The sequence below is a fragment of the Flavobacterium cyanobacteriorum genome (genome assembly GCF_002251835.1).
GTDB lineage: Bacteria > Bacteroidota > Bacteroidia > Flavobacteriales > Flavobacteriaceae > Flavobacterium > Flavobacterium cyanobacteriorum.
Map to the genome: position 1 here is coordinate 21,092 of NZ_NOXV01000281.1, position 13,314 is coordinate 34,405.

The 13,314-nt window shown below is 40.0% G+C and carries 11 protein-coding genes; 10 read left to right on the forward strand and 1 reads right to left on the reverse strand.

The genetic code is table 11. From position 1 onward, the window contains the following. Window positions 1–244: 244 nt before the first annotated feature. The 6 genes from CHU92_RS10695 (at window position 245) to CHU92_RS10725 (ending at window position 8,250) form a co-directional block, all read left to right on the forward strand. A complete protein-coding gene (locus tag CHU92_RS10695; protein ID WP_094415421.1) occupies window positions 245–448 on the forward strand; it encodes a hypothetical protein in 204 nt (67 codons plus the stop codon). A 52-nt stretch (window positions 449–500) separates the two neighbouring features. Next, on the forward strand, window positions 501–872 hold the full coding sequence (locus CHU92_RS10700; RefSeq protein ID WP_094415422.1) for a hypothetical protein: 372 nt from the start codon (window positions 501–503) through the stop codon (window positions 870–872). Next, window positions 872–1,312, forward strand: a complete 441-nt coding sequence (locus CHU92_RS10705) for a hypothetical protein (protein WP_094415424.1) — start codon at window positions 872–874, stop codon at window positions 1,310–1,312. Before CHU92_RS10700 ends, CHU92_RS10705 begins: the two co-directional genes overlap by 1 nt. 965 nt (window positions 1,313–2,277) lie before the next feature. Next, window positions 2,278–2,811, forward strand: a complete 534-nt coding sequence (gene xrtK, locus CHU92_RS10715; RefSeq protein ID WP_094415428.1) for an exosortase K — start codon at window positions 2,278–2,280, stop codon at window positions 2,809–2,811. Next, window positions 2,795–5,623: an MSEP-CTERM sorting domain-containing protein gene (locus tag CHU92_RS10720; protein ID WP_094415430.1), complete on the forward strand. Its 2,829-nt coding sequence runs from the start codon at window positions 2,795–2,797 to the stop codon at window positions 5,621–5,623. The genes xrtK and CHU92_RS10720 overlap by 17 nt, the downstream gene beginning before the upstream one ends. 149 nt (window positions 5,624–5,772) lie before the next feature. Next, on the forward strand, window positions 5,773–8,250 hold the full coding sequence (locus CHU92_RS10725; protein ID WP_094415432.1) for a DUF5686 family protein: 2,478 nt from the start codon (window positions 5,773–5,775) through the stop codon (window positions 8,248–8,250). A 13-nt stretch (window positions 8,251–8,263) separates the two neighbouring features. Here the strand turns inward: CHU92_RS10725 and CHU92_RS10730 are convergent, their stop codons facing one another. Then, the gene (locus tag CHU92_RS10730; RefSeq protein WP_094415434.1) at window positions 8,264–8,590 is read right to left on the reverse strand and encodes a DMT family transporter; all 327 of its coding nucleotides are present in this window, start codon (window positions 8,588–8,590) and stop codon (window positions 8,264–8,266) included. Between the two features lie 165 nt (window positions 8,591–8,755). On the opposite strand from CHU92_RS10730, the gene asnS reads away from it, so the two are divergent. The 4 genes from asnS to CHU92_RS10750 all read left to right on the forward strand — a co-directional run bounded on the left by asnS (window position 8,756) and on the right by CHU92_RS10750 (window position 13,273). Further along, a complete protein-coding gene (gene asnS / locus CHU92_RS10735) occupies window positions 8,756–10,189 on the forward strand; it encodes an asparagine--tRNA ligase (protein ID WP_094415436.1) in 1,434 nt (477 codons plus the stop codon). Between the two features lie 50 nt (window positions 10,190–10,239). Beyond that, window positions 10,240–11,076 (forward strand): hypothetical protein, encoded by an 837-nt coding sequence (locus tag CHU92_RS10740; RefSeq protein ID WP_094415438.1) that lies wholly within the window; start codon window positions 10,240–10,242, stop codon window positions 11,074–11,076. A gap of 110 nt (window positions 11,077–11,186) precedes the next feature. Then, entirely contained in the window at window positions 11,187–12,653 is a 1,467-nt protein-coding gene (gene rpoN, locus CHU92_RS10745; RefSeq protein WP_094415440.1) for an RNA polymerase factor sigma-54, read from the forward strand. 2 nt (window positions 12,654–12,655) lie between these two features. Next, window positions 12,656–13,273: a hypothetical protein gene (locus CHU92_RS10750; RefSeq protein WP_094415442.1), complete on the forward strand. Its 618-nt coding sequence runs from the start codon at window positions 12,656–12,658 to the stop codon at window positions 13,271–13,273. Window positions 13,274–13,314: the final 41 nt, after the last annotated feature.

Consider the following 13,314-nt stretch of genomic DNA (forward strand, 5'->3'; position numbering starts at 1 on the left):
TTTTTGGGCGTGTCCCTGCGGGCCGGGCTTTCCGCTGCAAGTCCTCATTCCGCTGCGCTGCATTGCGGGCTTTCCGCTGCAATCCCTCACGCGGGGGGAACGGTGAGAGGGGAGTGGGCGGTTTTCATAAGGATTTGTTAAAATTAATATAAAACCTTTTTTATATTTGTGTGTTATGCGGAAATCCCTACGGGCTTCCCGCACAACGCCCCAGGCGATTTGCCNAGAAATTAAACCCAAAAGTATGGATATAGATAACTTAAATGAAGAAGAATTTTCACAAGAAGGCCAAGAGCTTTTTAAAGGTCTTAATCCTATAAAATTTGAAGATATTCAAAAAGGTTTTATAGGGAAAGAACACCCTTTAGATAAAATTAAAATTAGATATTCAAAGGAAGATGATTTCAAAACTCAATGGGAATGGTTGATTTATAATTTCGCCCGATGAAGGTGATGAATTTGAAATTAATCCTGCCATACCAAGCTATCAAATATTGTATATGTTTTTTAGTTCTATCTACAATCCAATTTTAGCTCCAATTAAAGCAACTAAATTTAGAGTATGGGACGATTATTATGCTATTGTAGATTGGGTAGTAAACGAACACAAAATAAAAGGTGTTGCTAAAATGGGTATCGTACATAGACAAGATGCTGGTTGGACAGGTGTACACGGTTGGACAAATGGCTCGAAGGTATTTAGAGAAGTTTCGGATTTAAAAGAAGTGCAATCATTTTTGGTTCAAGGAGAGCATGAAGGAGAATTTTATTCAGGTTTTTCACAAACAGAAACTACCAATAAAACCAAATTTTATCGGATTAACGAAGAATATATTGTAACAAATTGTCCACCATTAATCGAAGTCCTATAATGAAAAAAGCATTTTATATTATTGTAAGCTTACTTATTTCCGTAGTAGTTGGTTATTATATTTATGCTTTTATAATAACTATAGCATCTCAAAGAATGCCTGTAATAGAAATTCCTAAAGAATTAGAAAAATTAGAGAAAATTTTGCAAATTGAAACAAATAGCAATGATCATACTTACTTTAATCCAATACCTAAATATGAAATTGATAATTGCGAAGCAAAATTAGAATTAAATATTTATATTAATAATGACACCATTAGTCAATTCAAAGAAAAAGTAGATAAATACATAGAATCTGTTAGTAAAAGAGTTAATGAAACATTAGTAAATAAAAAATGTATTGATAGTTTAATTGTAGAAGTTTCCTCCTATAACAGTAAAGAAAAGGTAGATACTTCAAAATCAAAACGCTATAGATATTCGTTTCCAATATATTAGGATTAACTATTGAGTAAACAATGTCTTATAAATGATGAATATTTATTAAATGACAAAACAAATTAACTTCTGCTAACAGCAGTAACTGTTGCACAACTACCTTTTTTTAAATAAAATTTCAAAAAACATAAAATTCCGACCTTGTTTAAGCACTTAAATCGAGTTCGGTTAACAATTTTCTATAAAAATTATCCGCCGGAACCATGTCCAACAAATTAACCGAAACAAATAATTGTGGGGTAAATTTTTTCTTTCCTTGCATGAATAAATTTACAAAAAAGTAGGTTTTCTAATGTTTCCTTCTTGTTATCTTTGATGGAGTTGTGCAACAGGCACAGCCGTTAGCCGCTACGGCTGGTAAGTATAAAATTAATGTTTTGTTTACACGAAAAACCTTTAAAAGCGTGGTTTGAAGCATTAGAATAGAAACAGAAAGATGATAAAGGCTGTAACTGTCGTACTACGTTCATTTAATAATTTAAAGCATAAATAAAGCCTCCTTTGAGCTATTTGAGCGTGGCTTAATTGCATTTTTAGACACCCAAAAAATAAACATCAATAAAATATTTGTTCCCTGTTTTTTTAAATGTTACGAACACAGCGGTTCTTAGCGACAACTGGTTAATTTCAATTGAAATTTTTTACAAAATATTATTAACTTAATAAGAAAAATATTATTTGCTTTGCATTTGCCACTGCCGGCTATTGCAGAACAAATGGTATAAATCTTAAAAGAAAAACGATAATGAAAGAAATAGCCCTTTTTGTATTGACCATTCGCTTTGCCATATAATTCTGAAAACAAAAAATAAAGTGACGATAGATAAAAACATAGAAAATGTTGAAGGAAAAACTGCTGAAACCAAAGTTGACATTTCATTCTTAAAACCTCTTTTGCCATTTATAACAAATAATGTTGCCGCTCACGGCCGGGCCGCAATCCAAAAACAAAGATTACGGGAAGTATGCTTACAGACAGGAACATAGTGTATTACCTCGCATCAGCAGGCCTTTTTGTTCTTTTGAAATTTGGCTTTGCGCATGCCTGTAATGACGATTTGATTTTTCTGCTCAAACCTGCAGATGAGCTCTTTAGCCTGTTGTCAGGATCGCCTTGGGTTTATCTTACCGATAAAGGATTTTATCACGAAAACCTCAATATTGTGCTGGACAAATCCTGCTCAGGCTTCAATTTTTGGATGTTATCATTTCTTGTTTTTATACATCTGGCACTACGGTATCTCCATAAGCCTTTGCATAAAATACTGGCTGTCCCGTCTGTTTTGACCGCAACATACCTGCTCGTAATTTTTGTGAATGCTTTCCGGATTTTAGCTGCTGTTACTGTGCAAAAACAGGCACAAAATTTTCTGCCTGGGTATCAGCAGGTACTACATGAAGCGGTAGGCATAATAACGAATCTGTCGTTCCTTGTTTTGACATATTATTATACAGAAAAATATTTAACCAAAAGAGTGTACCATGCGAAACCTTCTTAATCCGAAATGGCTATTTATTGTCAACACATTACCGATAATAGTACTTTTTTTCCTTTTTTACGGGCAGTTCAGTATCATTAAGACATTACTTAATGAAGAAAATATCCGGCTTTGGGCCTGCTTTGGCCTGGCATTAAGTATATTTGGCATATTAAATTTTATTTATGCGGTATACCTTGTAGTAAAAAGGCAATATATTTCTTTTTGGTATGGTATTATTGCTTTTGCCTGCTATGTGCCATTCATTTATTTGTATAGTTATTTTTCAGGCGACATAATTCCGTTGTCTGTACCGCGATGGATGATCACAGGTTCTGTACCATTATATGCCGGCACATTTTTGATGCCGACTCTCGCCTATTCCCTTTTTATACTGGTCGCGCATTTTACCCCTAAAAATAAGGAACACAGTACCGGTATTAACTTTTTTATTGCTGTTAGTATTCCCGTTGCAGGCTACTTGTTTTCCCAGATTATACTCCCTTTATGGCAGCCTTCGGACAGGACGTTTAATTTACACGCTTTACTGATACTAATAATCGTCGCGACTATACTATTCCTCTTTTTCCTGGTCAGGGGCATATTTATCCTTTCTACAAAAAAAACTCTTGCCTGGCAAAAGTATCAGTGGGCATGGAAAATTCCTATTGCGATTGTACTGCCGATAGTAGGTTTGTTGGTGAATAACGGTTATCTTTTTAATGAATTCAGCAAGAGTGACGCCGGGATCTTTGGCAACTTTACTAATCCGTGGTTCTATATCCTTGCCATTATCAACGGCATTTTTATTTGCCTGCCGGGCCGTGGCCCTAAAATGTACCGGCTAATTTTGTTTTTTGGCCGATGTATAACTTTTGCCTATACACTATATTTTTTTCTGGTATTTCTGCCCTTTTTGCCCTTGTCCGTTTTTGTTGTTATTGTCGTCGGGACAGGATTCCTAATGCTGGCGCCGTTGTTGCTTTTTGTCATCCATATCAATGAACTTTCAAAAGATTTTAAATATCTGAACACCTTGTTTTCAGCAAAACTAATTGTAGGGCTGTCACTCACAGGCTTCCTGGTAATTCCGGCATCCATTACGGCAAGTTATCTTAACGACAAGCGTGTTTTAAACGAAACACTGGCTTACTTATACAGCCCCGACTATTCTAAAAGATATACTATAGATAAAGCATCCCTTGAAAAAACACTCACTGTAGTAAAACGGCACAAAGACAGCAACAATGATATAATTTTTGGCAGCCGGATGCCTTACTTATCTTCTTATTTTAACTGGCTGGTACTGGATAACCTGACATTATCTGACACCAAAATCAACTATATTGAAAGGATTTTTTTTGGCAACAATATTACGGAAGCAGCACCTGAAAGAAACCCAGGCAGCAAAGTACAAATTACAAAAATTACCGGCAGAAGCACTTATGACACTATCCAAAACGCATGGAAAAGCTGGGTTGACTTAGAGATGGCTTGCAAGAACAGTGACAATACTTTGTCAGAGTATGCCACTACCATACATCTGCCTGAAGGATGCTGGATTAGCGATTACTATCTGTTTGTAGGCAACAGGAAAGAATCAGGCATATTGGCTGAGAAAAAATCCGCAATGTGGGTGTTTTCCAATATCCGGGATGAAAATAAAGACCCGGGGATACTGTATTACCTCACAGGAAATAAAGTTGCATTTAGGGTTTTCCCTTTCACAGAAGGCGAAGTACGCAAAACGGGTATCGAATTTATACATAAAGAACCTGTAAAATTAAACATCGACAACAATGTTATTGAATTGGGTAATACCCTGGAAACAAAATCAGCAGTAATCCAAACAGAACATGTTGCTTACGTTTCAGCGGAGCAAAAAAACACCCTTAAATCTATTACAAGGAAACCGTACTTTCATTTTTTAGTTGATATTTCAAAAGGGAAACATAAATACACTGGTGATTTTACACAACGTATAAAAACTGCTTTAGCCAATAACCAGCCGCTTTCAGAAAATGCGCAAATCAGTTTTGTGAATACGTATACGAACACTTCCCAAATAGCCGGAAACTGGCAACAGGAATTTAAAACACAAACTTTTGAGGGTGGTTTTTATCTGGAAAGAGCTATAAGCACTACGTTGATTAATGCGTATAAGACCAAAGAAAAAAAATATCCTGTGATTGTAGTTGTTACCGACAGTATCCATAATGCTGTTTTAGATAAGGACTTTTCAGATATGAAATTTGCATTTCCGGAAAGTGATTTGTTTTTCAATCTTGGAAGTGAGGGGCGTTTAGAGGAACATTCACTGCTTAATAACCCGTTAAAAAAACTTCCGCAAAAACTTCACGGATGCAGGTTTTGCCAGACAGTCCTCCAATATAAACTTCCTGATGCAACAACTGAATATTTACCGGATAACAAGCAGCCAAGCATCATTTTGAAATCAGATTTTTTTAAAATAAGCGAAGCAGGAATTAAAGAAAAAGACTGGCAGTCGGCACTGACGATGCAGGCAAAATGGACTTCGCAGATTTTGCACCCTGAAACATCTGATGATGAATGGCAGAATCTGGTTAAATACAGTTTTATTTCAAAAGTAATGACACCTGTGACATCTTATCTGGTTGTAGAAAATGAAGCACAAAAAGCCATTCTTAAGAAGAAACAGGAACAGGTTTTATCAGGGAACAAAGCACTGGACCCTGGCGAAGACACACAACAGATGAGCGAACCCGGATTATGGATTTTAGCCATGCTGTCTGTATTTATACTCTGGCAAAACCAAAGGCGAAAACAAAATCCGCCAGCACAGGAGAAGTAAATTCTATTTAGTGACCTTCAGGACACAATGGAGTGATGCATATACTGTAAATGGGAATTCAACGTTTAGGATATTAGGCTATACACGAGTACTATCTTTGTAGCAGACCCAAGTATTAATTGCTACCTTTACCAACAATTTGACCATAATTGAAAAGCTTCATTTGCGCCTTGTTTTTTGTCTCGCTCAGCCTGAACGCCCAGACAGGCCTTACTATCGTTGTGGAGAGCGCGGACAAGGGCGAAGCTTTGCCTTTTGCCACCGTTACTGTCCCTGGCGGTGAAGTATTTATTACCGATATTGACGGCAGGATTAACCTGCAGGCACAGCATGGGCATGTAACCGTAAGCTATACCGGCTATAAAACCCAAAAGGCTGACACTGGAAACCGGAAAAGCATCATTGTGAGGTTAGAACCTAGAATAGAGCAGCTTGCCCGCCTGGTTATTGATAGGGATAATCCGGCTAATGCCATAATACGGGAGGCCATAAAGCGCAAAAACACGAACGATCCCTTAAAAAAATTAAATACTTTCCGCTATACTACTTATGAAAAACTTACCGTCACAGCTAATCCGGATTCTATTTCTGAAAAACTTGATTCCGTTTATGTATACGAAAAAGCCGGGCGCCGTTTCAAAAAAATAGATTCTACTGATTTTAAATTCAAAAGGCTGGTTGAAAAACGCCACCTCTACCAGACTGAAAAAATTTCCGGCTTCAGTTTTAACAGGGCACAGGGCCTCAAGGAGAATATCCTCGCGATACGGATGGCCGGTTTTAAAGAGCCGCTGTATGAGGTCATTTCTTTAAAGCTGCAGCCTTACTCGATATATGGCGATATAGAGCTGGCAGAATCCAGATGCCGGGGCCCGCTTACCGAAAATGCGCCTTACCGCTTCAGGGTGCTTGATACGGTTGCAATATTGGGCCGTGACACTTATGCCGTTTTTTTCACACCAAAAAGGAAAAGCAAAAAGTTCCGGCTGGAAGGCATATTATATATTGATGTGCAGACCTATGGTGTGGCTAAGGCGCTTCTGAGGGTAAAAAATGCCCTTGATATTACCGCAAACCAGGAATTTATATTTAACACACAGGAAAAACTGTGGTTCCCCGAAAGGCACTTCCTGAAAGTAACAAAAGGCAACAGCAAACGCGACATCAGGATCTTAGGGGAAACTATAACTTTTGATGCCAGTGATGAAGAAGCACGAACAAGGAAAAAAGAGCCTTCTGATTTTGTATATCTTGTTTCGGAAGGATATAGCTACGACATCGAATTCAATATTCCGTTAACAATAAGGAGGCCCTCCGTTGAAGTTGAAGTTAGCAGGGATGCCAGCAGCCGTGATGAGCATTACTGGAACCGCTACCGTAAAGATACCCTTGATGCACGCAGCACCGTAACCTACCCTGCACTGGACAGCATTGTAAAAAAAGAAAATTATGAAAAGCTCATATTCCTGGGGCGCAGGGTGCTAAACGGATATTTTCCGGCAGGCTTCGTTGATATTGACCTAAGGCACCTCATCCGCTATAATGTCCATGAAGGCTTCAGGCCTGGCATTGGTGGCATTACCAATTCAAAATTTTCAGAAATATTCAGGATAAGCGCCTACGGCGGCTATGGTACCAGGGACGGGAGGTTTAAGTACAGCCTGGGCGCCGCTATACGTATAGGGAAGTTTTCCAATACATGGATAGGCGGCTCCTATACCGACGACCTGATGGAAATAGGCAGCATACGCTTCGAAACCGATAAAAAGATTTTCCGCATCATAGACAACCGCCCACTAAACATTTCTACATTTTATAATTACCAAACCTGGCAAACCTATATAGAGTCAAGAAAAATCGCCAAAACGGAAGCCAGGCTCCAACTCGACCGCACCTGGGTAGAACCGCGGTTTGATTATGCTTTTGTGCCGGGAAATACCCCTTACCGTATTTTTAATATCACCATGGCTACGGCAAGCATACAGTGGAACCCATTCAGCCAGTTCATGCAAACACCAAATGGCAGGATAGAAACTGAAAAACGTTTCCCAAAATTTGCCTTCCAGTATTCCCAATCCATAGAGGGCCTTCTCAAAAGCAATTTTACATTTTCAAAACTGGATTTCAGGACAGAATATGAAAAAAAATACCTCAACGGGCACAAAACAACATTGCTCATGCAAACCGGTATAGCCATTGGCGAAACCCCGCTTACGCACCTGTATAGCCTGATGCCCAACAGCCGCGACAGGGAAACCATACTGGCCAGGCTGCGTTTTGCAGGCAAGAACAGCTTTGAAACTATGTACTTCAACGAGTTCTTCTCGAGCCGGTACATGATTCTGCAGGCCAGGCACGGGCTGCCGAAGTACAACCTGTTCGGGAAAATAAACCTGGCGCCTGTGCTGGTTACACGCTTTGCATGGGGGGATATGGACGACAGTGAAAAGCACACTGGCGTAATTTTTAATACCCTCGAAAAGGGGTATTATGAAAGCGGCTTTGAACTTAATGAAATTTATAAAGTAATTGGTTTAAGCGGTTTTTACAGGTATGGCCCCTACCACCTGCCGAAATTCAATAAAAATATCGCTGTAAAGGTTTCTGTCACTATTAATTTATTTTGATGATTCCGGCTGCTTAATGAGACACTACCTTCAGCCCTACAATGGAAGCTATGAGCGTAGTCAGGAAAAATACCCTCCAGAAATCCGCCGGCTCTTTAAACAGGAATATCCCCATAAGCACTGTACCCACAGCGCCTACACCTGTCCATACCGCATAGGCAGTACCTATAGGCAGTGTTTGTGTGGCTTTGTAAAGCAAAAGCATGCTTATAACAAGGCAGAGAAAGAACCCGCCCATCCAGTAGGAGGAAATTATACCGGTTGTTTCCTTTGCCTTGCCCAGGCAGGTAGCAAAACCTACCTCAAAAAGCCCGGCTATGATGAGTATGATCCAGTCCATAACAGTGTTATTTGAAATGCAAAGATAGCTATACCTTTTCGCCACGCTAAATAATTTACGCCATTTGTGCAATTCATGGCACATCACATTAATCATATTTACTGTTTTTACTACATTTGCAGGCATTTGCATTATGTTAAAATCAAACAGAATAATTGAAAAGCGATGAAACACACAAAAGTTAAAGACCTGCTTAACAGCACCAAGCCTGTTGATGATGTATTAGTAAAAGGATGGGTAAGGACTTTTAGGAATAACCAGTTTATAGCCCTCAATGACGGCTCAACTATAAATAATATCCAGTGTGTTGTTGATTTTGAAAATACACCTGCCGAAACTCTTAAACGTATAACTACAGGTGCGGCATTATCTATAAAAGGCAGCCTGGTGCCCAGCCAGGGTGCAGGACAAAAATATGAAGTAAAAGTTGCAGAACTGGAGATACTGGGCGACAGCGACCCTGAAAAATTCCCGATGCAGCCCAAAAAACACTCTTTTGAGTTCCTCCGCGAAAACGCCCACCTGAGGGTGCGCACAAACGTGTTCGGCGCGGTTATGAGGGTACGCTCGGTACTGTCGTTTGCCATTCACCAGTACTTCCAGGAAAGGGGGTTTGTTTATGTAAATACCCCTATAATTACCGGTTCGGATGCTGAGGGCGCTGGCGAAATGTTCCAGGTAACGTCGCTTCCGGTTGGTAACCCACCGCTAAATGAAGAAGGCAAAGTAGATTATAGGGAAGACTTTTTTGGTAAAGAAACTAACCTTACGGTATCAGGGCAGCTTGAGGCTGAAACGTATGCCATGGCGCTTGGACAGGTATATACCTTCGGGCCTACATTCCGTGCCGAAAATTCGAATACATCACGCCACCTTGCCGAGTTCTGGATGGTGGAGCCTGAAGTGGCTTTTAATGACCTTGATGCCAATATGGACCTGGCTGAAGATTTTATCCAGTACGTAATTAAATATGCGCTTGAGCGCTGCGAAGACGACCTTAAGTTCCTTGACCAGCGCCTTGCCGATGAAGAAAAACAAAAGCCTGCCAATGAGCGCAGCGAGATGGGCCTGCTTGAAAAACTGCAGTTTGTACTGCAGAACAATTTTAAGCGTGTGAGCTATACCGAAGCTATTGATATATTGAAAAACAGCAAGTCCAACAAGAACAGGAAATTCAACTATATCATAGAAGAATGGGGCGCTGACCTGCAAAGCGAGCACGAGCGCTACCTGGTGGAGAAGCACTTTAAGAGCCCCGTAATTTTGTTTGATTACCCTGCCAAGATAAAGGCTTTTTACATGAGGCTGAACGATGACGGCAAAACTGTCCGCGCTATGGACATACTGTTCCCGGGCATTGGCGAAATTGTAGGCGGCTCGCAAAGGGAGGAGCGCCTTGATGTGCTTCAGCAAAAGATAGCTGATATAGGCATTGATGAAAAAGAGCTGTGGTGGTACCTTGATACCCGGCGCTTTGGTACGGCAGTGCACAGCGGCTTCGGGCTTGGCTTTGAAAGGCTGGTACTGTTCGTAACAGGTATGACCAACATTCGTGATGTGATACCTTTCCCCAGGACACCGCAGAACGCAGAGTTTTAAATGTAGAGCCTTCCGGATTGGGAGGCTTTTTTGTACAAATTTAAAAAGATATGGAACTAAAAAAAGGAGCGTTATCATCTCTAGAGTACAAATTCGGGTATGTAGATGCCTCACCATCAGAACTAATTCAAAATTCAAGTGAGAGTTTTTTGTGTGTAGGAATTACAACTTTTTTTAAAGTTGACAGAGATAATTTACTCAATTTGACTCAGTTCAAAAAAGTACGAGGAATTAAAAGAAAATTACAAGTTCAGAATTATTTAATTCAGGCAATACATCAAAAAAAAATTGTTCCGTTTGGCATGATAAGTTGGAATTATAGAGATATAGCGCTTAAAAATGGAGAATTTATATTGAAGGATGCACAAATAATACACCAATCTAATCAAACTGCAAATACGGTAGTTGTCAATAATCATGAAATTAGTATTGGCTTAGCAACAAGCTTAGGATGGTATGCAATAGTGATAGCTATGTTTTTAAAATTTATGGGTGAAGTTGCAAAGGCTGTTAATCAAGAGAAAGTTGCAATTTTTCTTGATTTATTGCCTGGCGATAATTTTAAAAAACAAAGAAATTTTGAAATTGTTGAACAAATTATAAATAATTCGCAACTGAAAGGATTCCAAGAAAATGCTTTAGCTGATTATAACCTTAATCTGATCGGTTATGGATATGGTATGCATGATAAATCTACAAAAAACTTAAAAAACGATTATGAATTTGTTATTACTGATTGGATAGTCCAATCATTTTATTCATTAATAAAATATGAAAAAGAAGATTTAGATAAATCAAGCGAGGCATTTAAATTATCAAAATTAGCTACATTCTTAATTGATAACAGATACTTTAAAATTAAAAATGCTTTTAGTTTAATTCAATAACATCTTAATCTTCTCAAATATTATACCTGTTATTAATTTTATCTAAAAAGGGTTCGTGTATAACGCCTGTTTTTTGTATTTTTATGCTTACAAAATGACCCGTAATTATTATGCTCAAGCAGAATTTACAATTAAAGTTATCACAAAAATTATCTCCGCAGCAAATACAGCTCATGAAGCTGATACAGCTGCCTACCCAGGCTTTTGAGCAAAGGCTGAAAGAAGAGATGGTGGAAAACCCGGCGCTGGAATCGGGGCGTGAGGACGATTATGAAGCTGATGAGTACAGCAGCGCTGAAGAGTACGATGATTATGATGACTATGAGGGCGAAAGGATTGATGCCGACGAGATAAATATTGACGAATACCTCAGCGACGACGAAACACCCGGATACAAGCTGCAGGCCAACAATTACAGCGATGACGACGATGACCGCAGCCTGCCTTTTGCCGCCACGGTAAGCTTCCACCAAAGCCTGGTTGACCAGCTTAACACGTTTATACTAAGCGAAAACGAGCGCGATATTGCCGAATTCCTTGTAGGCAGTATCGACGATATGGGCTATATAAGGCGCAGTATTGCTGATATTGTGGACGATATGGCCTTTACCCAGGGCATCTATACTGATGAGGCTACTGTAGAACGCATACTGCACATTATCCACCAGCTGGAGCCTGCCGGTGTGGGCGCGCGAGACCTGCAGGAGTGTTTGTTGCTGCAGCTGCGCCACAAAACCCCTACGGCCTCTATAGAACTGGCTATAGACATCCTTGAAAACCAGTTTGATGCTTTCACCAAAAAACATTACGACAAGCTGCTGCAGCGCTACGATATATCACAGGAGCAGCTACGCAAGGCTATTGACGAGATTGAAAGGCTTAACCCGAAACCCGGAGGCGCTTATGAAAGCAGTAACAAAACCGTGGAGCACTTGGTGCCTGATTTTACCATTAAAATTGTTGACGGCGAACTGGAACTTTCGCTGAACGGCCGGAATGCCCCGGAGCTTCACGTATCAAAAGACTACCAGGAGATGCTGCAAAGCTACAAGGAAAGCCGTGATAAGTCGGCACAGCAAAAAGATGCCGTACAGTTTATCAAGCAAAAGCTGGACAGCGCTAAATGGTTTATTGATGCCATACGCCAGCGCCAGGAAACGCTGTATGTTACCATGAACGCTATAATGCACTACCAGAAGGAATATTTTCTGGATGGCGATGAGGCGAAGCTGAAACCGATGATACTGAAGGACATTGCCGATATGATAGGGCTGGATATATCAACTGTGAGCCGTGTGGCCAACAGCAAGTATGTAGAAACTCCTTATGGAACTAAACTGATCAAGGAGTTTTTCAGCGAAGCCATGAAGAACGACCAGGGTGAAGATGTATCAACCATTGAGATAAAAAAAATACTCCAGACTGTAATTGATGAAGAGGACAAAAGGAAGCCGCTGCCTGATGATAAGCTTGCGGAAATACTGAAAGACAAAGGCTATCCTATAGCAAGGCGTACCATAGCCAAATACAGGGAGCAGCTTGATATACCCGTGGCAAGGATGCGGAAGAAGATATAATAATGAAAAAGATACTCCCAGTTTTTTCTTATATCTTCCATCCGCTGTTTATACCGGTTTATGCTACGCTGTTCTATTTTTTCATCACCAGGAACTTTTTTTACCGGCACGAAATATACCTTGTTTTTATACAGGTACTTATCCTTACCATACTGCTGCCCATATCGCTTTTCTACCTGCTTAAGTCGCTGGGCCTTATCCGCTCAAAAATGATGCTTGATAAGAAAGAGCGGAAACTGCCGCTGGTATTTTATTCGCTACTACTGCTTTTCCTTATAAAATACAGTTTTGCGGTTTTTGTGATACCTGAGCTTTACTATTACTTTACAGGCACATTAATAAGCACCGTGCTGGCACTGGCACTGGTACTATTCCACCATAAAGCCAGCCTGCATGTGGGCGGCATTGCCTCTCTGACGGTATTCATCATAAGCATATCAGCTTACTATCATATCCGTTTTCTTTACCTTATTGCTTTTTTTGTGCTGTGTACTGGCATGGTGGCTTCTTCCCGTTTAGAGGCAAAGGCACACACTATGGGCGAAGTTGTGCTTGGCGCACTGGTTGGCATTGTACCCCAGGTGGCATTATGGTATTTTTGGCTGATACCTTCATTATAAAAAAAGAAGCCGTCTCAATACTTAAATTTTGAGACGGTTTT